Origin of the sequence: Pseudomonas triticicola (assembly GCF_019145375.1) — a bacterium.
Classification (GTDB): domain Bacteria; phylum Pseudomonadota; class Gammaproteobacteria; order Pseudomonadales; family Pseudomonadaceae; genus Aquipseudomonas; species Aquipseudomonas triticicola.
Genome location: NZ_JAHSTX010000001.1, coordinates 4,822,884 through 4,847,740, shown reverse-complemented (window position 1 = coordinate 4,847,740; position 24,857 = coordinate 4,822,884). Strand labels below are relative to the sequence as shown.

The following is a 24,857-nucleotide window of genomic DNA, read 5'->3' as shown; positions in this document are numbered from 1 at the left end:
GGGATCGCCATGGACGCTTTTAACTACCGTGGCGGGGAGCTGTTCGCGGAAGGTGTGGCGCTGTCCGCCATCGCCGACCGCTTCGGCACGCCCACCTATGTCTACTCGCGCGCCCACATCGAAGCGCAGTATCTGGCCTACGCCGATGCGCTGGCCGGCATGCCGCATCTGGTCTGCTTCGCAGTCAAAGCCAACTCCAACCTCGGTGTACTGAATGTCCTGGCCCGTCTCGGCGCCGGTTTCGACATCGTTTCCCGTGGTGAGCTGGAACGTGTACTGGCCGCTGGTGGCAGCGCCGACAAGATCGTTTTCTCCGGCGTCGGCAAGACCCGTGACGACATGCGCCGCGCCCTCGAAGTCGGCGTGCACTGCTTCAACGTCGAATCCACCGACGAGCTCGAGCGCCTGCAAGTGGTCGCCGCCGAGCTGGGTGTTCGCGCCCCGGTTTCGCTGCGCGTGAACCCGGACGTCGATGCCGGCACCCACCCGTACATTTCCACCGGTCTGAAAGAGAACAAGTTCGGCATCGCCATTGCCGACGCCGAAGACGTGTACGTGCGCGCCGCGCATCTGCCGAACCTGGAAGTGGTCGGTGTCGACTGCCACATCGGTTCGCAACTGACCACCCTGCCGCCGTTCATTGATGCACTCGATCGCCTGCTGGATCTGGTCGACCGCCTCGGCGATTGCGGCATTCACCTGCGCCACATCGATCTCGGTGGCGGCCTGGGCGTGCGTTACCGCGATGAGGAGCCGCCGCTGGCTGCCGACTACATCAAAGCCGTGCGCGAGCGTCTCGACGGGCGTGATCTGGCGCTGGTGTTCGAACCGGGTCGCTTCATCGTTGCCAATGGCGGCGTGTTGCTGACGCAGGTCGAATACCTCAAGCACACCGAGCACAAGGATTTCGCCATCGTCGACGCGGCGATGAATGACCTGATCCGCCCGGCGCTGTATCAGGCGTGGATGGACGTCACCGCGGTGAAACCGCGCGACAGCGCTGCACGCAAGTACGACATCGTTGGCCCGATCTGCGAAACCGGCGACTTCCTCGCCAAGGACCGCGAGCTGGCGCTGGAAGAAGGCGACTTGCTGGCAGTGCATTCGGCCGGTGCCTACGGTTTTGTCATGAGCTCCAACTACAACACTCGCGGCCGTGCCGCTGAAGTGCTGGTGGATGGTGATCAGGTTTTTGAAGTGCGTCGCCGCGAAACCGTGGCCGAGCTGTTTGCCGGCGAAAGCCTGCTGCCGGAGTAACCCATGCTGCTGCGTTTTACCAAAATGCACGGCCTGGGCAACGACTTCATGGTCCTCGACCTGGTCAGCCAGCACGCGCACATTCAGCCCAAACACGCCAAGCAATGGGGCGACCGCCACACCGGTATCGGTTTTGACCAGTTGCTGATCGTCGAAGCGCCGAGCAACCCGGATGTGGATTTCCGCTACCGGATCTTCAACTCCGACGGCTCGGAAGTGGAGCAATGCGGCAACGGTGCGCGCTGCTTCGCCCGCTTCGTGCTCGACAAGCGTCTGACTGCCAAGCGGCAGATCCGGGTCGAGACCAAGGGCGGCATCATCGAGCTGGACGTGCGTAACGACGGCCAGATCGGCGTCAACATGGGCGCGCCGCGCCTGGTGCCGGCAGACATTCCATTCCAGGCACCCGCCCAGGCCACCAGTTATCAGCTGGATGTCGATGGCACCACGGTCGAACTGGCCGCCGTATCGATGGGCAATCCCCATGCGGTGATCCGCGTGGACGACATCAACAGCGCACCGGTGCATGAGTTAGGGCCGAAGATCGAACACCATCCACGCTTCCCGGCGCGGGTCAATGTCGGCTTCCTTCAGGTCATCGATCGCCACCGCGCACAATTGCGCGTGTGGGAACGCGGCGCCGGGGAAACCCAGGCCTGCGGCACCGGCGCCTGTGCGGCGGCGGTGGCAGCCATCAGTCAGGGGTGGATGGATTCGCCGCTGTTGATCGACCTGCCCGGCGGACGTCTGTCCATCGAGTGGGCCGGCCCGGGCGAACCGGTGTTGATGACCGGTCCGGCAGTGCGTGTATACGAAGGACAAGTGCGTCTTTGAGCGAGCAGAAATCATGACCGACAAGCCACAGGTACCCGCCCGACCAGTCGACGAATCAGCGTCCGAGAGCCTCGAGGCAGCCGCGGTTGCCGCCTACCTGGAGGCTCATCCGGACTTCTTCGTCGAGCACGAAGAGCTGCTGCCGTCGTTGCGCATCCCGCACCGACGCGGCGACACCGTGTCGCTGGTCGAGCGGCAAATGACCATCCTGCGCGACCGCAATATCGAGATGCGCCATCGCCTTTCGCATCTGATGGACGTGGCCCGCGACAACGATCGCCTGTTCGAAAAGACCCGCCGCCTGATTCTCGCGCTGATGGATGCATCGACCCTGGAAGACGTGGTCATCAGCGTTGAAGACAGCCTGCGTCAGGATTTCCAGGTGCCCTTCGTCAGCCTGATCCTGCTCGGCGACAACCCGGCCCCGGTCGGCCGCTGGGTAACCCACGCCGATGCGCAAACCGCGATTGGCGGCCTGCTCACCGAAGGCAAAAGCGTCAGCGGCAGCCTGCGTGAACATGAGCTGGACTTCCTCTTCGGCGAAGAACAGCGCCAGCAGATCGGCTCGACCGCCGTGGTTGCCGTCAGTCATCAGGGCATTCACGGCATTCTGGCCATCGCCAGCCGCGACCCGCAGCACTACAAGAGCTCGGTCGGCACGCTGTTCCTCAGTTACATCGCCGAGGTCATGGGCCGCGTGCTGCCACGGGTCAACAGCTCGCTGCGCTCGGTACGCTGACCATGGAACGACAACTGGACGCTTACTGCGAACATCTGCGCAGTGAGCGACAGGTGTCGCCGCACACCCTGTCGGCGTATCGCCGCGACCTCGATAAAGTCCTCGGCTGGTGCGTCAAGCAGAACATCGGCAGCTGGGCCGCGCTGGACATCCAGCGCCTGCGCAGCCTGATTGCCCGATTGCATGCGCAAGGCCAGTCCTCGCGCAGCCTCGCCCGCCTGCTCTCGGCAGTGCGCGGGCTCTATCACTACTTGAATCGCGAAGGCCTGTGCGACCACGACCCGGCCACCGGCCTGGCCCCGCCGAAAGGCGAACGGCGCCTGCCGAAAACCCTTGATACCGACCGCGCATTGCAGCTGCTGGAAGGTGCGGTCGAGGACGATTTTCTCGCCCGGCGCGATCAGGCGATTCTCGAGCTGTTCTATTCCTCTGGCCTGCGCCTGTCCGAGCTGACCGGGCTCAATCTCGATCAACTCGACCTCGCCGACGGCATGGTTCAGGTGCTCGGCAAGGGCAGCAAGACCCGGCTGTTGCCGGTTGGCACCAAGGCCCGCGAAGCCCTGGAACACTGGTTGCCGCTTCGCGCCATGACCAACCCGGCGGACGATGCGGTTTTTGTCAGCCAGCAAGGTCGGCGTCTCGGCCCCCGGGCGATTCAGGTGCGGGTCAAACTGGCTGGCGAGCGCGAGCTGGGGCAGAACCTGCATCCGCACATGCTGCGGCACTCCTTCGCCAGCCATTTGCTCGAGTCCTCGCAGGATCTGCGCGCGGTGCAGGAATTGCTCGGTCACTCTGATATCAAAACCACACAGATCTATACCCACCTCGACTTCCAGCATCTGGCGGCGGTCTACGACAGCGCCCATCCCCGGGCCAAACGCATGAAAGGCGATGATTCATGAGCATTCAGTTGATCACCTTCGACCTCGACGACACCCTGTGGGACACCGCTCCAGTGATCGCCAGCGCCGAAACCGTGTTGCGCGAATGGCTGAGCGAGCATGCGTCGAACCTGGGCGCGGTGCCGGTGGAGCATTTGTGGTCGATTCGCGAGCGAGTGCTGACGGCCGAACCGGGCCTCAAACACCGCATCAGCGCGCTGCGCCGACGTGTGCTGTTCCATGCGCTGGAGGAAGCCGGGTACGCCCACGGCGAAGCGTGGGAGCTGGCTGACAAGGCTTTTGAAGTGTTCCTGCATGCGCGGCATCAGATCGAAGTGTTTCCCGAAGTCGAGCCGCTGCTGGAGCTGCTCGCCAATCACTATGCCCTCGGCGTGGTCACCAATGGCAATGCCGACGTGCGTCGGCTGGGGCTGGCGGATTACTTCAAGTTCGCCTTGTGCGCCGAAGACATCGGCATCGCCAAACCGGATGCGCGGCTGTTTCATGAAGCGTTGCAGCGCGGCGGTGTAAGCCCCGCAGCGGCGGTGCATGTCGGCGATCATCCTGGCGATGACATTGCCGGCGCTCAGCAGGCAGGCTTGCGCGCGGTGTGGTTCAACCCGACGAGCAAGATCTGGGAAGCGGAGCGCTTGCCGGATGCGGAGATTCGCAGCCTGACCGAATTGCCCGCCGTGCTCTCCCGCTGGAATGCCTCCTCGAACTGATCTACAGCCCTGTGGGAGCGAGCCTGCTCGCGAATGCGGTGTGTCATCCAACATGTATGTCGGCTGACATGCCCCCTTCGCGAGCAGGCTCGCTCCCACAGGGGACTGCATTTGTTTTCAACTGATTGATTTCAGGCATAAAAAAGCCCGCAGCGACGGCGGGCTTTTTCAGCAAGCGAGCGACGCGCCTCAGATAGGGCGGCTGCCGTACTTGTTATCCGGCTTCTTGGGCGGATCGGCGACCACGTTGGCCTCCACTTCCTGCACCTTGCCGCCGCGCGCAAGGAATTCTTCCATGGCCTTGGCCAGGGCGTCACGCTCCTTGTTCTTGGCTTCGATGCTCGGCAACTCGTCGACCGAGACCGCAGCCTTGGCTTTGCCTTTGGCAGCCGGGGCCGGCGTGTCGTCACCGCCATCGTCTTCGGCAACGTCTTCCGCTGCCGCTTCCAGGCCTTCCTCGGCCTCGTCTTCGTCGCCTACTTCGAGGTCGTCGTTTTCCAGATCATCGTCGCTCATGTTCTACCTCATGACTTGCCAAAAGCAGATTAGTTATAGACCAGCTTTGGCGGCTGTCGAAGCCGCCGTTGAAAAATCTTCTGCCGCTGCCCGGCAGCGGCTCATGCCTGTTCACCGTGCAAGGTGGCGAGGACTTTACGGGCACCGCCATGATCACGGTGCTCGCCCAGATAAATCCCTTGCCAGGTACCCAGGGCCAGCCGCCCTGCCGCAACCGGCAGACTGACCTGGCAACCAAGCACGCTGGCCTTGAAGTGCGCCGGGAGATCATCCGGGCCTTCGTCGTTGTGCTCGTAGCCGTCTGTTCCTTGTGGGATCAGACGATTGAAAAATCGTTCGAAGTCGCGACGAACTGCCGGATCGGCGTTCTCGTTGATGGTCAACGATGCCGACGTGTGCTGCAGCCACAAATGCAACAGACCGACCCGACAGGTCTTGAGTTCAGGCAAGCCTGCGAGCAACTCGTCCGTCACCAGATGAAAGCCCCGGGGCCTTGCCCGCAGGGTTATCAGAGTCTGTTGCCACATACAGTTCTCCGCTCGTTCGGGGCGCATTCTAGCGTGCTCTGAAAAAAAACAAAGGCCCTAATATTCCTGCAGCGATGTAAGCGATTGCCCGCAGAAAAAGCCTCGTCGTAAAGACGACCAAAGCCGTAAGAAAAATCCTTTCAGCCGCTCCCTGAATGACAAATCCCGGACAAAAAAATGCCCGGCGAACCGGGCAGTTTTTTTATCGCGCGTACTTACAGGTTGTAGCCGCGCTCGTTGTGTTGTGCCAGATCGAGGCCGACCGACTCTTCTTCCTCGGTTACGCGCAGACCCATGACGGCGTCCAGCACCTTGAGGATGATGAAGGTGACGATCGCGGTGTAGATCACCGTGAAGCCGACGCCTTTGATCTGGATCCAGACCTGCGCGCCAATGTCAGTCACGGTGCCGAAGCCACCCAGTGCCGGTGCGGCAAACACACCGGTGAGGATCGCGCCGAGGATACCGCCGATGCCGTGCACGCCGAAGGCATCCAGGGAGTCGTCATAGCCGAGTTTGCGTTTCAGGGTGGTGGCGCAGAAGAAGCACACCACGCCTGCGGCCAGACCGATCACCAGTGCACCCATCGGGCCCACGGTGCCAGCGGCCGGAGTGATCGCGACCAGACCGGCGACCACACCCGAAGCGATGCCCAGTGCGCTTGGCTTGCCGTGGGTGACCCACTCGGCAAACATCCAGCCCAGTGCCGCAGCGGCCGTGGCGATCTGGGTAACCAGCATGGCCATACCGGCAGTGCCGTTGGCAGCGGCAGCGGAACCGGCGTTGAAGCCGAACCAGCCGACCCACAGCATCGCCGCGCCCATCAGCGTGTAGCCGAGGTTGTGCGGAGCCATTGGTGTGGTCGGGAAGCCTTTGCGCTTGCCCAGTACCAGGCACGCGACCAGACCGGCGATACCGGCGTTGATGTGCACCACGGTGCCGCCAGCGAAGTCGAGCACGCCCCAGTCCCACATCAGGCCGCCGTTACCGGACCAGACCATGTGCGCGATCGGTGCATAAACCAGAGTGAACCAGATGCCCATGAAGATCAGCATCGCGGAGAACTTCATGCGCTCGGCGAACGCACCGACGATCAGCGCCGGGGTGATGATCGCGAAGGTCATCTGGAAGGTGATGAACACCGCCTCAGGGAACAGCGCCGCCGGACCGGTGATGCTCGAAGGCGTGACACCGGCGAGGAACGCCTTGCCCATGCCGCCGAAGAACGAATTGAAGTTGACGACGCCCTGCTCCATGCCGGTGGTGTCGAACGCAATGCTGTAGCCATAAATGACCCACAGGATGCTGATCAGACCGGTAATGGCGAAGCACTGCATCAGCACGGAAAGAATGTTTTTCGAGCGAACCATACCGCCGTAGAACAGCGCCAGCCCGGGGATGGTCATGAACAGCACGAGCGCTGTCGAGGTGAGCATCCAGGCGGTGTCGCCGGAATTGAGGACTGGCGCTGCCACTTCGTCTGCCGCCATGGCGATGCCGGGCATTACGATGGACAACAGGGCGCCTAGCCCTGCGAATTTACGCAGAGTCATATTGTTTTCTCCTGGGGCGTTGGGTTTGTGGCGGCGCTTAGATCGCGTCGGTATCGGTTTCGCCGGTACGGATGCGGATCGCCTGTTCCAGATTGACCACGAAGATCTTGCCGTCACCGATCTTGCCGGTGTTGGCCGCTTTGGTTATCGCCTCGATAACCCGATCCAGATCCTTGTCGTCGATGGCCACGTCGATTTTCACCTTGGGCAGAAAATCGACCACATATTCCGCGCCGCGATACAGCTCGGTGTGACCCTTCTGCCGGCCGAAGCCTTTGACTTCAGTAACGGTAATGCCCTGCACGCCGATTTCGGACAGCGACTCGCGCACGTCGTCCAACTTGAACGGCTTGATGATGGCAGTGACTAGCTTCATGAAACTCTCTCCCGAATTGGTGGACTTGCCCCAGGAAAACAAACCCGTCTCAAGTCTAAGCGCAGTGCCTGGCTTTGTAACGCATCGTTGACGCCAGCTAACCGCATCAGACGAAACTCCCCGCTTCGTCTGCCGCACTGCATTCGTCACAGCGACTGCATCAGTGCATGGGTCGAGGGTGACTAAGCAGAAACCTTGCCAGCTCGGCAAAAACCCTGCATTTCAATCTCTTGGCCCCTGTTGCACGCGCTCGGGCAGAAAAGCTTTTGCCGATACGCACAACAACGGTGCGCCACCGTCCGTCCCCCTGCGCGAAAAGCGTGCATCCGTGCAACGGGATTGACTATAGACACTGCGTGATACACTGCCGGCCATTGTTTCCAGGACATTCCCCATGCTCGCGCCCAAAGACTTCCTCGACGCCCTGAGCGGCACCGCCTCCCGCCTGTTCAGCGGCGACACGCCACTGCCGAAAGCCGAAATCGAAAGCCAGTTCAAAATGCTGCTGCAAAGTGCCTTCAGCAAACTCGATCTGGTCAGCCGGGAAGAGTTTGATAGTCAGATGGTGGTGTTGGCTCGCACGCGCGCCCGCCTCGAAAGCCTCGAAGCCAAAGTCGCCGAGATGGAAGCGAAGCTGACACCGCCCGCTGAATAATTCGCGTCCCCTGTAGGAGCTGCCGAAGGCTGCGATTTTTTGATCTATAGCCCTTCGACCATCCCGGCAACGTCCTACAACCTTAAATAACCGCCGTCCGATTGCGCCAAAAAGCCCAGGTTTCTAAGCTCATCTGATGCTGAATGTTCAGCAGCGGGTTTGGCGACCCGGGCAGGGCCATGGTGGAAAAGGGCTTCGCGGATGCTGCAATCGCTATAAGCCCGCATGCCGGAGCTGGGCCCTGCGCAAATCGTAAGTCGATTGGAGATTCATCCAGAACTCAGGCGTAGTGTTGAGATGAGTGGCAAGGCTGATTGCCAGATCGGCGCAGATCCTGAGCTGGCATTTCACAAGCTTTTCGATCTCACTTTCGGGCCAGTTCGTGGGCATGGCCAGATCCATGACAGTCATGCCCAACGGCTCCATGAACTCCTTATTCAGAACCTCGCCCGGATGAATCGGGCGCATACCATTGCGGTTCATTTTTCGCCTCCAGAGGCTGCGTTGAGTGACCAAACTGGAGCATCCGACTCCGCGATACCAGACCGTTGAAACCTTTCGCCGGCGTCCTACATCTATTAGGGCATAGTCCTACAAACATCAGCATCTTCGCCCAGTTACGCAGCCCTTACGCATGTCATTACATTGGCAAACGAAATACGCCCATCAAGATGGAGGTATCTGAAGGATAAGAAGAGGAAGGAAAAGCTATTTCAGATTGTTGATTTGCACCTCGAAGCACTCCGTTTGGCTGGAAATATGTCAGCCAACCAACGGCGATTTATTGAAGTTGCTGTTACATGTGGGCCAGCGCTTGAGCCAAGCGGCGCGCTGGCCGGTAGAAGCCCAATAAGATCGAATCAAGCATCCCGGCACGTGAGGTGTTTATGAAGCAGAAGAAACAGAAAACCCAACCGGCACGGGTTTCCAAACCAGGTACCGGGGCACTCGGTTTGCCGGACAGAGTTTCAGCCAGCCAGCGGCATTTTCTGAAAGTAGCCGCGACCTATGGCAAGGAAATGGAGCCCGATGGTTGGCTCGCCGGTGGTGGAACCTGAGTACCGCAAAAATGACCGCCTGACAGGCGGTTTTTTTATGCCTGAGGATTAGTGCCTTCAGCAACATCCAGTGAAAGTTCGCCCTTAAAACTGTCCGACCAACGCTCTCTCCCCAGACTACCCTTCAAAAACCCGCAGGAAGCGGCTCCCCGATTCAGCTCAAGGAACGACCATGTCCCTCTCCATTGTCCACAGTCGCGCCCAGATTGGCGTGGAAGCCCCCGCTGTCACCGTCGAAGTCCATCTGGCCAACGGTCTGCCGTCGCTGACCATGGTCGGCCTGCCCGAGGCGGCGGTGAAGGAGAGCAAGGACCGGGTGCGCAGTGCGATCATCAATTCCGGGCTGCAATTTCCGGCGCGGCGGATCACCTTGAATCTGGCGCCGGCAGACCTGCCCAAGGATGGCGGGCGCTTCGATCTGGCAATTGCCTTGGGGATTTTGTCGGCCAGCGTGCAGGTGCCGTGTCTGACGCTGGACGAGGTGGAATGTCTGGGTGAGTTGGCATTGTCCGGTGCCGTGCGACCAGTGCGTGGCGTGCTGCCGGCGGCACTGGCGGCGCGCAAGGCCGGGCGGGCGTTGGTGGTGCCTCGAGCGAATGCCGAGGAGGCGTGTCTGGCGTCGGGGTTGAAGGTGTTTGCGGTCGATCATTTGCTGGAAGCGGTGGCGCATTTCAATGGGCATACGCCGGTGGAGCCTTACGTTTCCGACGGTTTGATGCACGCTGCCAAGCCCTATCCCGACCTCAACGAGGTGCAGGGGCAGACAGCCGCCAAACGCGCACTGCTGATTGCCGCAGCAGGCGCGCACAATTTGTTGTTCAGCGGGCCACCGGGGACGGGCAAGACATTACTGGCCAGTCGTCTGCCGGGGCTGCTGCCACCGCTTTCCGAATGTGAGGCGCTGGAAGTGGCAGCGATTCAATCGGTCGCCAGTGGGGTGCCTCTGACTCACTGGCCGCAACGCCCCTTCCGCCAACCGCACCATTCCGCTTCCGGGCCGGCGCTGGTCGGTGGCAGCTCGAAACCGCAACCCGGCGAAATCACCCTCGCCCACCATGGCGTACTGTTTCTCGATGAGTTGCCGGAGTTTGATCGCAAGGTTCTGGAAGTGCTGCGCGAGCCGTTGGAGTCCGGGCATATCGTCATCGCTCGGGCCAAGGATCGCGTGCGTTTCCCCGCACGGTTTCAATTGGTGGCAGCGATGAATCCGTGTCCCTGTGGATATCTTGGCGAACCCAGCGGCAAATGCTCGTGCACACCGGACATGGTCCAGCGCTATCGCAACAAGCTGTCAGGGCCGCTGCTGGATCGGATTGATCTGCACCTGACCGTCGCGCGGGAGGCAACCGCCTTGAATCCGGCAGCCAAGCCCGGCGAAAACAGCGCCAGCGCTGCGGCGTTGGTGGCCGAAGCGCGGGAGCGTCAGCAGAAACGTCAGGGCTGTGCCAATGCGTTTCTCGATCTGCCGGGGCTCAAGCGTCACTGCAAGTTATCCACAGCTGACGAGATATGGCTGGAGGCGGCCTGCGAGCGACTGATCCTGTCGCTGCGCTCGGCGCATCGCCTGCTCAAGGTCGCGCGCACGCTGGCGGATCTTGAACAGGCCGATGCGATTACCCGCGAGCATCTGGCCGAGGCACTGCAATACCGGCCGGCGACACCTTAATGCTCAGTCAGATCAACCAGCGGTGCCTGACGCACTTCAGCATCGCGTCCGGCCTGAATATCAGTCACGCGCTTCAAGGCCTTATCCACTGCAGCTTTATCGGCCAGCAGGCTGTAGCTGATCTGGAACTGTTTATGTTCTTTTGGGGCAATGGTCGGCACCAGATTCAACGGCCGCTGATAGCGACGGTTGTAGGAAAAACTGGTTCCCGGCTCCAGCCCGGTGACGTAGCCCTGCCCTTGGGTATCGGTGTTTTTCCACAGCGAAAACACTGGCAGCTGCTGAGTATTGAAGCCAACGGATACGCCGAGGCTACCGGCCTTGTTGTGCAGCACGGTGAGGGTGTCACCCTTGGCGTCCGCATACGGCACGACGTTGTAGACAGTTTCGTCGTAGTCCTTGGTTGGCCCGCGATAGGTCTGCCAGTCGGGCAGATCTCCCTTGGCCTTGTCGTTGAACGGCGAAACCTGCTTCACCGGCGCAGCGAATTTTGCTCCTTGCTCAAGAAACGGCGTGCTGAAGTTGCTGTGATACAGCGCCTGATATTCCTTCGCATAGTCGCCGTTGTTGGTCAGGGTGTCGTTGAGGGCGAAGCTGGCGCTGCCCGGTTCGGTGACAAGTTCGGTCGCTACCGAGAAATCGACTTTCTTGAATGCCTGCTCTTTCAGCTCGCCACGCAGCGTGATGGCATACGGCGGCTTTTCATCGATGTGCAGGGTGACAGTGCTGGCCGGGATGTTGGCGGCGCGACCGTGCAAGGTCAGCAATTCGCCGTTGTCCATGCCGGGATGGCCAACCCACTCGTAACCGCAACGGGTGACCAGTTCGTTGAAACCTTCGAGCCAACCCAGGCCACCGCGACCGTTGAGTTCGATGAACGCCGGGTTGACCACGTCCTTGACCGGCGAATCCCAGCCCATGCGCACGTCGCCCACCGAAGCTTGCAATACGTTCATGCCACGGGTCGGCACGACCGACAGCTTCATCGTGCCGTTATCGATATCGACAATGCTGACGCCCTCCTGACGACCGCCATGCAGAGTACGCAGGGTCACGGAGAACGGTTTGGCGGTTTTTACACCAAGTTGCTCACTGGTGATCGTCCAGTTTTTCGCCGGAGTGTTGGCGTCGAGCAGGACATAGTCCCAAGCCATGGCGTGAGAAGCGGCAGAGAATGCGCCGAGGGCGACGAGGAGTTTGAGCGGGGTCATGGCAGCAGCCTTTATTGGAGTTGTGCCATTTTTATAGCGCTGCGGAAACGTTTCAGCAAGTGCAAAAACCGGTTTGTGCCGGAGCATTCGCGAGCAAGCTCGCTCCAACATGGATTTCGGGCAGTCACAACATTTGTGAATCACACCAAAAACCGTGGGAGCGAGCCTGCTCGCGATAGCTGTTTCAGAGACGCATCAACGGAAGCGATCAACCTCGGAACGCAGATCCGCCGCCAGCTTCTCCAGCTCTTTCGCGGTGACAGCCAGGTTCGACACAACCTCGCGCTGTTCGCTGTTGGCCAAGGCGATGCTCTGCAAGTTGCTGCTCAGCAACGTTGCAGTGCTGCTTTGTTCCTGAGTGGCGGTGGTGATCGCGGCGAACTGCTGGCCTGCCGAACGGCTCTGCTCATCGATCCGCGCCAGCGCCGAGGCGACATTGGCGTTGCGCGACAGGCCTTCCTGCATCAGCACATTGCCCTGTTCCATGGTGCTGATCGCGTTGCCGGTTTCCTGTTGGATGCTGTGGATCATGCTGGAGATTTCATCGGTCGCCTGGCGGGTACGCGAGGCGAGGCTGCGCACTTCGTCCGCGACCACGGCAAAACCGCGCCCCTGCTCACCAGCACGGGCAGCTTCGATTGCTGCGTTAAGTGCCAGAAGGTTGGTCTGCTCGGCGATGGAGGTGATCACACCCACGATGCCGCCGATTTCCTGCGAGCGCTGCCCCAGCGTGTTGATCACGCTGGCGGTGCTGTTCAGCGCGCCAGCGATCTGCTCCAGCGACGACGACGCCTCTTCCATCGAGCTGCGGCCGATCTGGGTCTGCTGAGCGTTTTCCTGCGCCAGGCGCTGGGTCGCGCCCATGTTGTCGGCAATGTTCAGCGAGGTGGCGCTGAACTCTTCCACGGCGCCGGCCATGCTGGTGATTTCGCCCGACTGCTGCTCCATGCCTTCATACGCACCGCCGGACAAACCGGACAGCGCCTGCGCACGGCTGTTGACCTCTTCCGAAGCGCGGCGGATGTGCTCGACCATGGTCGACAGCGCCTGGCTCATCTGGTTGAACGCGCGGGACAGCTGACCGATTTCATCGTGGCTCGATACGTTCAGCCGCACACTCAGATCACCAGCACCCAAAGCCTCGGCCTGACGCACCAGATCGCCCAGCGGCGCGAGTTTGCTGCGCAGCAGCCAGACCACGGAACCGACCGCGAGCAACATCGCCAGCAGGCTGCCGATCGCCAGTTGCGTACCGACGCTCCAGGTCACCGCGCGGATCTCGGCTTTCGGCATGCTCGCCACCACCGACCACGGGCCACCTTCGAACGGCACGGCGATGCTGTAGAAGTCCTCACCCTTGTCGCTCCAGAACTCACCCTTGCCCGGGGTTTTCACCAGGTTGTTGATGGTCGGGGCGGCTTGATCCAGGTTTTCGACGCCGGCAATCGGCACCAGCCATTTGTTCTGCTCGTCGAGCAGCGCCAGCGAGCCGGTCTTGCCAATGCGGAAGCGCTTGAGATTGGCGAACTGCGCGTTCTGCGCGTCGGTGTAGTCGAAGCCGACGTACAGCACGGCGATGATCTTGCCGCCCGCATCGCGCACCGGGGTGTACTGCGACATGTAGTAGCGCTCGAAGAGCAACGAGCGGCCGACATAACTCTGCCCCGCCATCAACTTCGCGTACGCCGGGTTGGCATGATCGAGCACGGTGCCGATGGCACGGGTGCCGTCCTGCTTGCTGACGTTGGTGCTGACGCGGATGAAGTCTTCGCCGCTGCGCACGAATACCGTGGCCACACCAGCGGTCATCTGCTTGAACTCGTCAACTTCCTTGAAGTTGTTGTTCAGCACCTCGTTGCCCAGATGCAGGCCCGGAGTCTGCACGCCGGCCACGGTCACTGGCTGATCGGGGTGCACACTCAAACCACTGCCGAAGCGCTTTTCGAACAGCCCGCTCAGGCGCAGGGTGCTTTCGCGCAGCGTACCGTGGAAGGTACTCAGCTGATCGGCCAGCAGCCGGGCCTCACTGGCCAGATGCTCTTCACGGGTGGCGAGGTTGGCGGAATCCAGCGAACGCAAGGCGAACACCGTACTGCCGCTGATGACTATCGCCAGTATCACAGCAAGGGCAAGGCCCAGCTGCGAGGCGATCCGAGCACGAGGTTGAGACATGAACAGCTCCTGGCCGAGCCACCGAATCCTCCTTGATCGCGGTAATTGCCCGGAAAATATTCTAATAATGGGGGTAGCGCGGAACCGGCACGACGGTTCCACATGCTCGTAGTCGGCGGTAAAACCGAATACTTGAGCGGATTGCGTGGGTATGGCGCAGTAGTGGCATTGTGCCGGCTCGAACGTTTCAGCTCAAGCGCTCTACCGCCGGCAATTGCATGGCACGGACTTCGCCTTGGAGAAAATCGCTGAGGCGGCGCAAACGTTCACCTCCCGGACGCGGTTTCGGCCACACCAGGTAATAATTCAGGCCACTGGCGACGGCGGTCGGCCACGGCAGGCTCAAGCGTCCTTGCGCAATATCTTCGGCAACCATCAACAGATCACCCATCGAAACGCCGTAGCCACGCGCCGCGGCGATCATGCCCAGCTCCAGCGTATCGAACACTTGCCCGCGCTTGAGCGAAACCTGCTCGGACAGACCCATGCGCTCCAGCCAACTGCGCCAATCGCGGCGATCCGGGGTTGGGTGCAGCAGTTCAGCAGCCGCCAGACGCGCTACGTCCCAAGGTTTGTCATTGAGCAGGTTCGGCGCTCCGACCGGAATCAATTCCTCGGGAAACAGCAGGCTCGCTTCCCAGTCCGGCGGGAAATGCCCGTCACTGAGCAACACCGCGCAATCGAACGGTTCATTGTTGAAGTCCACCGAATCGATATCCATCCATGCGCTGGTCAGTTGCACCTCATTGCCCGGCTGCAAATGGCGGAAGCGACTCAACCGCGCCAGCAGCCAACGCATGGTCAGGGTCGATGGCGCTTTCATGCGCAGGATGTCGTCCTCGGCGCGCAAGGTATTGCAGGCGCGCTCAAGGGCGGCGAAGCCTTCGCGGATACCGGGTAACAGCAGCCGCGCCGATTCGGTCAGTTGCAGGTTGCGCCCGCTGCGATGAAACAGCCGGCAGGCGAAGTGTTCTTCAAGAGTGCGCATGTGCCGACTGACCGCGCTCTGGGTGATCGACAGTTCTTCCGCCGCGCGGGTAAACGAGCTGTGTCGCGCTGCAGCTTCGAATGCGCGCAGGGCATACAACGGCGGAAGGCGTCGGGACATACACAAAGCTCCAATAGCGGGGATACAGCCAATTCGGCAGGACGATTCAAGATGAGTATTAATCATGCCACCCATCCTTTTTATCCCTTTGTGCAAAGCCTGCCAAGCGCCGAGAATCGACGCTCTTCTGCTTCCTCTGATATTTGGGTGGTGATGACCATGCAGCATCCTGTGCGTACCGAACTCTGGGCCATTCTGCGGCTGGCGGGGCCGCTGATTGCTTCGCAGTTGGCGCACATGCTGATGGTGCTGACCGACACCCTGATGATGGCGCGCCTCAGCCCCGAAGCGCTGGCCGGTGGCGGCCTCGGTGCCGCGAGCTACTCGTTCGTGTCGATTTTCTGCATCGGCGTGATTGCAGCGGTCGGCACATTGGTGGCAATCCGTCAGGGTGCCGGCGACATCATCGGTGCCGCACGCCTGACCCAGGCCGGACTGTGGCTGGCCTGGCTGATGGCCCTCGGCGCCGGGCTGTTGTTGTGGAACCTCAAACCCGTGTTGCTGCTGTTCGGCCAAACCGAAACCAACGTCAACGCCGCCGGGCAATTTCTCATCGCCCTGCCCTTCGCCCTGCCCGGTTACCTGAGCTTCATGGCCCTGCGCGGTTTTACCAGTGCGATTGGCCGGGCGACGCCAGTGATGGTCATCAGCCTCGCCGGTACGGTGGCCAACTTCCTGCTCAACTACGCGCTGATCACCGGCATGTTCGGCCTGCCGAAACTGGGCCTGACCGGTATCGGCCTGGTCACGGCGATTGTCGCCAACTGCATGGCACTGGCGCTGGCCTGGCATATCCGCCGGCATCCGGCGTATGACGCTTATCCGTTGCGCGCCGGCCTGGGGCGGCCGAACCGGCAATACCTGAAAGAGTTGTGGCGCCTGGGTCTGCCGATTGGCGGCACCTATGCGGTAGAGGTCGGGTTGTTCGCTTTCGCTGCGCTGTGCATGGGCACCATGGGCAGCACGCAAATGGGTGCGCATCAGATCGCCCTGCAGATCGTTTCGGTGGCGTTCATGGTCCCGGCCGGGATGTCCTATGCCATCACCATGCGCGTCGGCCAGCACTATGGCGCCGGGCAACTGGTCGATGCGCGCATGTCCGGGCGTGTCGGCATCGCCTTCGGCGCCGTGGTGATGCTCGGCTTTGCCTTGGTGTTCTGGCTGTGGCCCAACCAGTTGGTCGGCCTGTTCCTTGACCACAACGATCCGGCGTTTGCCGAAGTGATCCGTCTGGCGGTGAGCCTGTTGGCAGTAGCGGCGTGGTTCGAGCTGTTCGACGGCACGCAGACGATTGCCATGGGCTGTATTCGCGGGCTCAAGGATGCCAAGACTACGTTTCTCGTGGGGCTGGCTTGCTATTGGCTGATTGGCGCGCCAGCGGCGTGGTGGATGGCTTTCCATCTCAATTGGGGGCCGACGGGTGTCTGGTGGGGTCTGGCGCTGGGCCTGGCGTGCGCGGCGGTGAGCCTGACGCTGGCATTCGAGTGGAAGATGCAGCGGATGATTCGGCGCGAGCCAGTTGCAGAGAGGTTCGAGGCCATCGGCGCGGATTAAGATCAAAAGATCGCAGCCTTCGGCGGCTCCTACAAGGGAACACATTCCAAGGTAGGAGCTGCCGAAGGCTGCGATCTTTTAAATGGCTTCCACCGAAGCCTGCTGACTGGCTCCAAAGGTCAGATATTCCACCAACTCATCCAACGGCAGCGGTCGGCTGATCAGGTAACCCTGCACCTGATCGCAGCCGAACCCGCGCAGCAACTCCAGTTGCTCCGGCGTCTCGACCCCTTCGGCAACTACTTCCAGGTGCAGGTTGTGCGCAAGGTTGATCATCGCGTGCACCAGTTTGCGGTTCTCTTCGCGCTGTTCCATGCCGCCGACAAAACTCTTGTCGATCTTCAGCAAGGTGATGGGCAGGCTGTTGAGGTGCACGAATGATGAAAACCCGGTGCCGAAATCGTCCAGCGAGAAGCGCACGCCGAGGCGGCCGAGGGCGTCCATGGTCTGTTTGACCAGATCGCTGCGCCGCATCACTGCGGTTTCGGTCAGTTCGAATTCCAGCCACTGCGCCTCGACGCCGCGTTCGGCAATCAGGCGGCTGAGCGTCGGCAGCAACTGGCTGTCCTGAAACTGGCGGAACGACAGGTTGATCGCCATGTGCAGCGCCGGCAGCCCCTGCTCGCGCAAGGCCTGCATATCGCGCAAGGCGCGGGAAATCACCCAGTAGCCCAATGGCACGATCAGACCACTTTGTTCGGCCAGCGGTACAAATTCGCTTGGTGGCAACAGACCGCGCTCACCATGACGCCAGCGCACCAGCGCTTCGAGCCCGACAATCTGGCCATCGTCGAGATTCAGGCGTGGCTGGTAATGCAGCTCCAGCTCATCGCGGCGCAGGGCTCGGCGCAGTTCGCTTTCGAGATCGGCCATGCTGCGCGCGTTGCGATTGATGCGTTCGTTGAAGATATGAAAGGTGCAGCCCTGCGTGCTCTTGGCCTGCTGCATGGCGATATGGGCGTGCCACATCAAAGGATCGGCACCGCCATTGGCGCGAGCGTGGGCGATGCCAAGGCTGGAGCCGATCAGCAGGCTCTCGCCGTCGACCCAATAAGGTTCGGCCAACGCCTCGGTGATGCGTTCGGCCATCCACTCGGCGCGTTGCGGTGCACGGCGGGTGTCGATCAGCAGGGCGAACTCATCGCTGCCCAGCCGTGCCAGTTGATCGCCGGCCTCCAGCTGACTTTTCAGCCGCGCGACCACTTGCAGGATCAAGCGATCGCCGGCCTGATGACCAAGGGCATCGTTGGCATGGCGGAAGTTGTCGAGATCGAGATGGCCGAGGGCGAGGGCGAGACCGCGACCGTCACCTTCGGCAAGGCGCGCGGTGAGCAGGGTCTGGAAGCCCTGACGGTTGGCGATACCGGTCAGCGGGTCTTGTTCGGCGAGGCGCTGAAGAGTGTTTTCCAGCACGCCGCGCTCGCGCACATGGCGCAGGCAACGCTGGAGCATGCCGGCGTCGAGGGCGTCGAACACCAGCCAGTCGCTGACACCGACCGGCGCGGTGGCCGGCTCGTGCTCCAGCAGCAGAACGGTCGGCAGGCTGCAGCGCCCGGGCGGCGGTTGCAACGCTGGCAGGGTCAGCAGTACCGCGTGGCGGTTGTCCTCGAACAGGCGGCTGACCGAATCCCAGTTCGGCGCGCTGATCAGCACCGCCGCGCTCCCCATCGGAGCCAGACACTCACGCAACAACGCTGTCCACGCCGGCTCTTCGGCCAGTAGCAGCAAACGCAAGGGTTCGACAGGCGTAGACAAGCTGACTCCCTAGACTCTGCAATGATGTAGGCGGGGCATTATGCCGGTGTGCTGAACAATGACCAATGCGTTGTCTGATGACAACGGCATCGAAACGTTATTTTGTGTCACGAATGAGAACATTAGCCGCAAAATCCCCGCGTATCCTGCGTGAAAGTAACAAAAGCGGCAAATCTGAATCGCGTGCTGCGTCACAAGTCGGACAGAGCAGCAGAAATCGCTGAGCCTGTTAAAATGCCGGCCCATTTCGTCAACGACTCCCGAATTTTCGTATGTCCCGACTCAATCCCCGGCAGCAAGAAGCCGTGAACTACGTCGGCGGCCCTCTATTGGTGCTCGCCGGTGCTGGCTCCGGCAAGACCAGCGTGATCACGCGCAAGATCGCGCACCTGATCCAGAACTGCGGCATCCGCGCCCAGTACATCGTCGCCATGACTTTTACCAACAAGGCTGCGCGCGAGATGAAGGAGCGGGTCGGCACCCTGCTGCGTGCCGGCGAAGGGCGTGGCCTGACCGTCTGCACCTTCCACAACCTGGGCCTGAACATCATCCGCAAGGAGCATGCGCGGCTGGGCTACAAACCCGGTTTCTCGATCTTCGACGAGACCGACGTCAAAGCCCTGATGACCGACATCATGCAGAAGGAATACGCAGGCGACGACGGCGTCGACGAGATCAAGAACATGATCGGCGCCTGGAAAAACGACCTGATCCTGCCCGCCCAGGCCTTGGAAAACGCGCGCAATCCCAAGGAGCAGACCGCTGCCATCGTCTACACCCACTATCAGCGCACGCTCAAGGCGTTCAACGCGGTGGACTTCGATGACCTGATCCTGCTGCCGGTAAAGCTCTTCGAAGAACACGCCGACATTCTCGAAAAGTGGCAGAACAAGGTGCGCTACCTGCTGGTCGACGAATACCAGGACACCAACGCCAGCCAGTACCTGCTGGTGAAAATGCTCATCGGCAAGCGCAACCAGTTCACCGTGGTGGGCGACGACGACCAGTCGATCTACGCCTGGCGTGGCGCGCGCCCGGAAAACCTGATGCTGCTTAAGGACGACTACCCGTCCCTGAAAGTGGTAATGCTCGAGCAGAACTACCGCTCCACCAGCCGCATCCTGCGCTGCGCCAACGTACTGATCTCGAACAACCCGCACGAATTCGAAAAACAGTTGTGGAGCGAGATGGGCCACGGCGACGAGATCCGCGTGATCCGCTGCCGCAACGAGGACGCCGAAGCCGAGCGCGTGGCCATGGAAATCCTCAGCCTGCACTTGCGCACCGACCGCCCGTACAGCGATTTCGCCATTCTTTATCGCGGTAACTACCAGGCCAAGTTGATCGAATTGAAGCTGCAACACCATCAGGTGCCGTATCGCCTGAGCGGCGGCAACAGCTTCTTCGGTCGCCAGGAAGTGAAGGACCTGATGGCCTACTTCCGCCTGATCGTCAACCCGGATGACGACAACGCCTTCCTGCGCGTGATCAACGTGCCGCGTCGCGAGATCGGCTCGACCACCCTGGAAAAGCTCGGCAACTACGCCACCGAGCGCAAGATCTCGATGTACGCCGCCACCGACGAAATTGGCCTCGGCGAACATCTCGACAGCCGCTTTACTGATCGCCTGGCGCGCTTCAAGCGCTTCATGGACAAGGTCCGCGAGCAGTGCGCCGGCGAAGATCCGATCTCGGCGCTGCGCAGCATGGTCATGGACATCGACTACGAGAACTGGCTGCGTACCAACAGCTCCAGCGACAAGGCTGCCGACTACCGCATGGGCAACGTCTGGTTCCTGATCGAGGCGTTGAAAAACACCCTCGAGAAAGACGAAGACGGCGAAATGACCGTCGAAGACGCCATCGGCAAACTGGTGCTGCGTGACATGCTTGAGCGCCAGCAGGAAGAAGAGGACGGTGCCGAAGGTGTGCAGATGATGACGCTGCATGCGTCCAAAGGGCTGGAATTTCCCTACGTGTTCATCATGGGCATGGAAGAGGAAATCCTCCCGCACCGTTCCAGCATCGAAGCCGACACCATCGAAGAAGAACGCCGCCTGGCCTACGTGGGCATCACCCGCGCCCGCCAGACCCTGGCCTTCACCTTCGCAGCCAAGCGCAAGCAGTACGGTGAAATCATCGACTGCGCGCCGAGCCGCTTCCTCGATGAACTGCCACCGGACGATCTGGCCTGGGAAGGCAACGACGACACCCCGACTGAAGTCAAAGCCGTGCGTGGCAATAGCGCATTGGCTGACATACGCGCGATGTTAAAGCGCTAGAATCGACTACTTTTTAATCTACCTTCGGCGCCCATCGCGCCAACAGAGGAAGCTGTTGTGGAAGCACTGCACAAAAAAATCCGCGAAGAAGGCATCGTGCTTTCCGATCAGGTCCTGAAAGTCGACGCTTTCCTGAACCACCAGATCGACCCGGCCCTGATGAAGCTGATCGGTGACGAATTCGCCGCACTGTTCAAGGACTCGGGGATCACCAAGATCGTCACCATCGAAGCTTCGGGCATCGCCCCGGCGATCATGACCGGTCTGAACCTCGGCGTGCCGGTGATCTTCGCCCGCAAGCAACAGTCACTGACCCTGACTGAGAACCTGCTTTCGGCGACCGTCTACTCGTTCACCAAGAAGACCGAAAGCACCGTGGCCATCTCCCCGCGCCACCTGACCAGCAGCGACCGCGTGCTGATCATCGACGATTTCCTGGCCAACGGTAAGGCCTCGCAAGCGCTGATCTCGATCATCAAACAGGCCGGCGCCACCGTTGCCGGTCTGGGCATCGTCATCGAAAAGTCGTTCCAGGGCGGCCGCGCCGAACTGGACTCGCAGGGCTACCGCGTCGAGTCGCTGGCTCGCGTGCAATCGCTGAAGGATGGCGTCGTCACCTTCATCGAGTAACCAGCGGCACCAAGTTATCCCCTGTGGGAGCGAGCCTGCTCGCGAATGCACTGTGTCAGTCACCCAGTTGAGTGAATGACACACCGCTTTCGCGAGCAGGCTCGCTCCCACAGTGGGTTCTGGGGGTGGTCAGTTATTGCGCGGTAGCTTTCAGGCCTGTGAGCAGCAGGCGTTGGAAAAGGTCCTCCTTCAGGCCCTCCGGATTCGTCAGCTGCATCCGCTCAAGATGTTCCGGGAACGCCGAGGCCTCCGGCGCATCCAGCGCTGCCTTGCCCAAGTCGAGAATCTCGGTCAGCTTGAACTTGCTCTTCAGCCAGTTCAGCGCCCGCAGCAGATCCCGTTCGATGGCGGTGAAATCACAGCCCAGCGGATACTCCGGAAACAGGTTCGGATGCCGCGCGGCAATCGCCTGCAAGCGTTGCGGTGTGTTGTCGGCAAACCGTGGATCGAGACGGAAGTCCTTCGGCAGCTTGCCGACTTTCTGCGCCTGTTCGATCAGCCCTGGCTGGAACCGCGAGTCGCTGATATTGAGCAACGCTTCGATCACCGCCGCGTCGGATTTACCGCGCAGATCAGCGATGCCGTACTCGGTGACGACGATGTCGCGCAAGTGCCGCGGGATCGTGCAGTGGCCGTAGTCCCAGACGATATTGGAGCTGACCTCGCCGCCGGACTCACGCCAGCTGCGCAGGATCAACATCGATCGCGCGCCCTCCAGCGCGTGGCCCTGAGCAACAAAGTTGTACTGGCCGCCAACCCCGCTGAGCACGCGTCCGTCTGCCAATTGATCAGCCACGCCAGCGCCGAGCAGAGTCATGGTGAACACGGTGTTGATGAAGCGCGCATCGATGCGCTGCAAGCGCTTGAGCTCTTCCTGGCCGTACAGCTCGTTGATGTAGCTGATGCGGGTCATGCTGAATTCAAGCAGCTTGCTTTGCGGCAACTCGCGCAGCCGCTCATAGAAACTGCGCGGGCCAAGGAAGAAGCCGCCGTGCACCGAGATACCGTCGGGCTGCGCGGCTTCGTCGAGGGTACCGGCATTGGCCTGCTCCTGGGTCGGCACATCCGGATAGACCTTGCGCCGAATGATCCCGGCATCCGCCAATACCAACAGCCCGTTGACGAACATCTCGCTGCAACCGTAAAGGCCTTTGGCAAATGGCGCGGTGCCGCCCTCGCGCTGGATCAACTGCGCCCATTGGCTGAGGTTGATGTCATCGAGCACCGCCTGATAACCGGCGTTATCGGCCTGCCGCGCGAGTAGCGCAGCAGTCAACGCATCCCCCATCGAGCCGATACCAATTTGCAATGTGCCGCCATCGCGCACCAGCGTACTGGCGTGCAAGCCAATGAAATGATCCTGAAAGCCCACGGGCATGTTCGGCGTGGAAAACAGCGTGCTGCTGTCCTTTTCGTCGATCAGCAAATCAAACGTGTCGATATCGACTTCCGCATCGCCGGGCATGTACGGCAGATCCGTATGCACCTGGCCGACCACCACAATGGTCTCCCCCGCTTCGCGACGCTTGGCGATCATCGGCAACAGGTCGAGGGTGATGTCCGGGTTGCAGCTCAGGCTTAAGCGATCAGGGTGTTCGCTGCTGCTGGCGAGCAATTGCGCCACCAGGTTCAGACCCGCTGCGTTGATGTCGCGGGCGGCATGGCTGTAATTGCTGCTGACGTAATCCTGCTGCGCCGGCGCGCTGTTGAGCAGACTACCGGGTTGCATGAAGAACTGCTGGATGCGGATGTTGGCGGGCAGGCTGTCGCGCTGCAGATCGGCGAGGAAATCGAACTCCGGATAATCACCAAACACCCGCTCGACAAAGGGCTCGATAAAGCGCTTCTGCAAGCCATCGCCCAGATTCGGCCGACCAAGGCACAGCGCGGTATAGATCGTCAGCTGCCGCTCGGGCAGCTCCTTGATGCGCCGGTACAGCGCGTTGACGAAGTGATTCGGCTTGCCCAGCCCAAGCGGCAGGCCCATGTGGATGTGCGCAGGCAAACGCGCCAGCACATCGTCCACCGCCTGTTCGATCGAACACAACTGCACCATCTGAAGCCTCCCGCCCGTTCTGTTGATAGGGGTAGACCGAGATTGCCGGGGAATTACTTCCGAGGGAAGGTGATTGGTGCGAAAAAATGGCCAAAGTTTCGACATAGGGCGAATCGCCTCTGTTGAGTCAGCAAGACGAACTGCCTCACAAGCGCACAGCTTTTTTCCTACATCACCTGTAATTCAATCACGCGCAACTACCAGACGCGTCTCAATTGTACTTATTTCATACATAGCTAGCATTGGACGCAAGATTCAAACGCTTTGCAAAAAAGGACCTCTCGCTTCGGAAGCGCTGACCTCTAATGAAAAGCAACCTGATACTCTGCTGCTTTGGTGTAGGCATTGCGATTTTAACGAGCGCATCCCCCTATTTAATTGGCGCCTCAATCAATCTGTATCTGGCAAGCGACAGCTTTTATTTGTACGCGCTCGCGGGCGCTTCGTTCCTCCTCATCGCCACGCCCCCATTAAAGCTGGCAGCCAACATCTATCTACAAAAAACCGCGTCCAAAACAAGATTTATTCTGAAGAAGGCAATCCTGAATCACCTACTAGACAGAAGCTTCGAGCATACGCAAAAGCCAGGCGAGCGGATCGAACTCATCGATGGCGACGTTGATGGCTCGATATATTTGTATCACTCAATTTATCTGGATTTATCGCTGAACTGCAGCATCATTATCGCTGCGCTCCTGGTGACTGCCCACTATCATCCACTTCTGGCACTCGCACCACTTACCGGCCTTGTTTATGCTATTGCGGCATACCTTATAACTCGAAAAAATAGCAATTCACTGTTTGATGAGTACGTTCAAGAAAACACCTTAACAATAGGCGCCCTCTGTGAACTTTTAGTTAATGCAAAGCCATACACCAACAGGACCAAGGCCGATATAAAAAATATCGAACGCCTCGCTTTTCGCTCAAGCCTCAAAGCCACAACATTCGAATCAATGTCAGGTACATGTTATCCGATAGCGATAGTGGTCTTATTATTGCTATCGGCTCATCTGCTAAGCGTTGGCGAAGCGACTATAGGCTCAATTTTTGCCTCAGCCATCTATCTTGAACGCGTTCTGAGCCCCACGATGTCACTGATATCTATCTACTACTCGAGCAGAGAGGCATCTTATAGACGTAGTCGAATTCGTAGCTACGAACTGCAGCACGAGGGGCATTGAACTATGCTTATATGCTTGCGAAATAACCTGACCGTTTTTCTGCTTTCGGTTATTTGCCTTACCGTAGCAAGTATATGTCAATTGTTAATACCATCAGTCGTCGCAAAGAGCCTGTCGG

The 24,857-nt window shown here is 60.3% G+C and carries 22 protein-coding genes; 12 read left to right on the top strand and 10 right to left on the bottom strand.

Translation table 11 applies throughout. The features are described from left to right. Positions 1-9 precede the first annotated feature (9 nt). The 5 genes from lysA to KVG85_RS21335 are packed head-to-tail and all read left to right on the top strand — an operon-like array spanning position 10 to position 4,436. Positions 10-1,257 carry a diaminopimelate decarboxylase gene (gene lysA, locus KVG85_RS21355; protein WP_056791636.1) on the top strand — a complete coding sequence of 416 codons (1,248 nt, stop codon included), beginning with the start codon at positions 10-12 and terminating at the stop codon, positions 1,255-1,257. 3 nt (positions 1,258-1,260) lie between these two features. Continuing rightward, on the top strand, positions 1,261-2,091 hold the full coding sequence (gene dapF / locus KVG85_RS21350) for a diaminopimelate epimerase (protein WP_122506201.1): 831 nt from the start codon (positions 1,261-1,263) through the stop codon (positions 2,089-2,091). 13 nt (positions 2,092-2,104) lie between these two features. Beyond that, the gene (locus KVG85_RS21345) at positions 2,105-2,830 is read left to right on the top strand and encodes a DUF484 family protein (RefSeq protein WP_024014772.1); all 726 of its coding nucleotides are present in this window, start codon (positions 2,105-2,107) and stop codon (positions 2,828-2,830) included. 2 nt (positions 2,831-2,832) lie between these two features. Continuing rightward, positions 2,833-3,732: a tyrosine recombinase XerC gene (gene xerC / locus KVG85_RS21340; protein WP_217864884.1), complete on the top strand. Its 900-nt coding sequence runs from the start codon at positions 2,833-2,835 to the stop codon at positions 3,730-3,732. After that, on the top strand, positions 3,729-4,436 hold the full coding sequence (locus KVG85_RS21335) for an HAD family hydrolase (RefSeq protein ID WP_217864883.1): 708 nt from the start codon (positions 3,729-3,731) through the stop codon (positions 4,434-4,436). Before xerC ends, KVG85_RS21335 begins: the two co-directional genes overlap by 4 nt. Before the next feature lie 189 nt (positions 4,437-4,625). Here KVG85_RS21335 and sutA read toward each other — a convergent pair whose 3' ends face one another. The 4 genes from sutA to glnK all read right to left on the bottom strand — a co-directional run bounded on the left by sutA (position 4,626) and on the right by glnK (position 7,408). Next, positions 4,626-4,952: a dormancy-specific transcriptional regulator SutA gene (sutA, locus tag KVG85_RS21330; protein ID WP_016772583.1), complete on the bottom strand. Its 327-nt coding sequence runs from the start codon at positions 4,950-4,952 to the stop codon at positions 4,626-4,628. A gap of 101 nt (positions 4,953-5,053) precedes the next feature. Beyond that, the gene (locus tag KVG85_RS21325; protein WP_073470955.1) at positions 5,054-5,479 is read right to left on the bottom strand and encodes a secondary thiamine-phosphate synthase enzyme YjbQ; all 426 of its coding nucleotides are present in this window, start codon (positions 5,477-5,479) and stop codon (positions 5,054-5,056) included. Positions 5,480-5,694: 215 nt separating this feature from the next. Beyond that, on the bottom strand, positions 5,695-7,032 hold the full coding sequence (locus KVG85_RS21320) for an ammonium transporter (protein WP_041476939.1): 1,338 nt from the start codon (positions 7,030-7,032) through the stop codon (positions 5,695-5,697). Between the two features lie 37 nt (positions 7,033-7,069). After that, on the bottom strand, positions 7,070-7,408 hold the full coding sequence (glnK, locus tag KVG85_RS21315) for a P-II family nitrogen regulator (protein WP_002555808.1): 339 nt from the start codon (positions 7,406-7,408) through the stop codon (positions 7,070-7,072). A 394-nt stretch (positions 7,409-7,802) separates the two neighbouring features. Between glnK and KVG85_RS21310 the strand changes: the two genes are divergently transcribed. Then, positions 7,803-8,063: an accessory factor UbiK family protein gene (locus tag KVG85_RS21310; protein ID WP_007920416.1), complete on the top strand. Its 261-nt coding sequence runs from the start codon at positions 7,803-7,805 to the stop codon at positions 8,061-8,063. Positions 8,064-8,276: 213 nt separating this feature from the next. Here KVG85_RS21310 and KVG85_RS21305 read toward each other — a convergent pair whose 3' ends face one another. Beyond that, the gene (locus KVG85_RS21305) at positions 8,277-8,546 is read right to left on the bottom strand and encodes a HigA family addiction module antitoxin (protein ID WP_150793773.1); all 270 of its coding nucleotides are present in this window, start codon (positions 8,544-8,546) and stop codon (positions 8,277-8,279) included. Positions 8,547-8,950: 404 nt separating this feature from the next. On the opposite strand from KVG85_RS21305, the gene KVG85_RS21300 reads away from it, so the two are divergent. Both KVG85_RS21300 and KVG85_RS21295 read left to right on the top strand, forming a co-directional pair. Next, positions 8,951-9,121, top strand: a complete 171-nt coding sequence (locus KVG85_RS21300; protein WP_185015296.1) for a hypothetical protein — start codon at positions 8,951-8,953, stop codon at positions 9,119-9,121. Between the two features lie 172 nt (positions 9,122-9,293). Then, positions 9,294-10,787 carry a YifB family Mg chelatase-like AAA ATPase gene (locus tag KVG85_RS21295; protein WP_217864882.1) on the top strand — a complete coding sequence of 498 codons (1,494 nt, stop codon included), beginning with the start codon at positions 9,294-9,296 and terminating at the stop codon, positions 10,785-10,787. Here KVG85_RS21295 and KVG85_RS21290 read toward each other — a convergent pair. From KVG85_RS21290 to KVG85_RS21280, 3 genes are all read right to left on the bottom strand, one after another. Further along, positions 10,784-11,998 (bottom strand): aldose 1-epimerase family protein, encoded by a 1,215-nt coding sequence (locus KVG85_RS21290; protein ID WP_217864881.1) that lies wholly within the window; start codon positions 11,996-11,998, stop codon positions 10,784-10,786. The two genes, KVG85_RS21295 and KVG85_RS21290, sit on opposite strands and share 4 nt — an antisense overlap. A gap of 195 nt (positions 11,999-12,193) precedes the next feature. Then, on the bottom strand, positions 12,194-14,170 hold the full coding sequence (locus tag KVG85_RS21285) for a methyl-accepting chemotaxis protein (RefSeq protein ID WP_016772578.1): 1,977 nt from the start codon (positions 14,168-14,170) through the stop codon (positions 12,194-12,196). A gap of 187 nt (positions 14,171-14,357) precedes the next feature. After that, a complete protein-coding gene (locus KVG85_RS21280; RefSeq protein ID WP_217864880.1) occupies positions 14,358-15,278 on the bottom strand; it encodes a LysR substrate-binding domain-containing protein in 921 nt (306 codons plus the stop codon). A gap of 159 nt (positions 15,279-15,437) precedes the next feature. On the opposite strand from KVG85_RS21280, the gene KVG85_RS21275 reads away from it, so the two are divergent. Continuing rightward, positions 15,438-16,832, top strand: coding sequence for a NorM family multidrug efflux MATE transporter (locus tag KVG85_RS21275; RefSeq protein ID WP_217864879.1), 1,395 nt, complete (start codon positions 15,438-15,440; stop codon positions 16,830-16,832). Positions 16,833-16,910: 78 nt separating this feature from the next. On the opposite strand, the gene KVG85_RS21270 is transcribed toward KVG85_RS21275, so the two are convergent. Then, the gene (locus KVG85_RS21270) at positions 16,911-18,587 is read right to left on the bottom strand and encodes a putative bifunctional diguanylate cyclase/phosphodiesterase (protein WP_217864878.1); all 1,677 of its coding nucleotides are present in this window, start codon (positions 18,585-18,587) and stop codon (positions 16,911-16,913) included. Between the two features lie 272 nt (positions 18,588-18,859). Between KVG85_RS21270 and rep the strand changes: the two genes are divergently transcribed. Together rep and KVG85_RS21260 are read left to right on the top strand one after the other, a co-directional pair. Continuing rightward, complete coding sequence (gene rep, locus KVG85_RS21265; protein ID WP_016772574.1) at positions 18,860-20,869, top strand: DNA helicase Rep; 2,010 nt, start codon at positions 18,860-18,862, stop codon at positions 20,867-20,869. A gap of 57 nt (positions 20,870-20,926) precedes the next feature. Further along, positions 20,927-21,499 (top strand): xanthine phosphoribosyltransferase, encoded by a 573-nt coding sequence (locus KVG85_RS21260; RefSeq protein ID WP_016772573.1) that lies wholly within the window; start codon positions 20,927-20,929, stop codon positions 21,497-21,499. 133 nt (positions 21,500-21,632) lie between these two features. On the opposite strand, the gene KVG85_RS21255 is transcribed toward KVG85_RS21260, so the two are convergent. Further along, a complete protein-coding gene (locus tag KVG85_RS21255) occupies positions 21,633-23,555 on the bottom strand; it encodes an acetyl-CoA hydrolase/transferase C-terminal domain-containing protein (protein WP_217864877.1) in 1,923 nt (640 codons plus the stop codon). 305 nt (positions 23,556-23,860) lie between these two features. Between KVG85_RS21255 and KVG85_RS21250 the strand changes: the two genes are divergently transcribed. Then, positions 23,861-24,739, top strand: a complete 879-nt coding sequence (locus tag KVG85_RS21250; RefSeq protein ID WP_217864876.1) for an ABC transporter transmembrane domain-containing protein — start codon at positions 23,861-23,863, stop codon at positions 24,737-24,739. Positions 24,740-24,857: the final 118 nt, after the last annotated feature.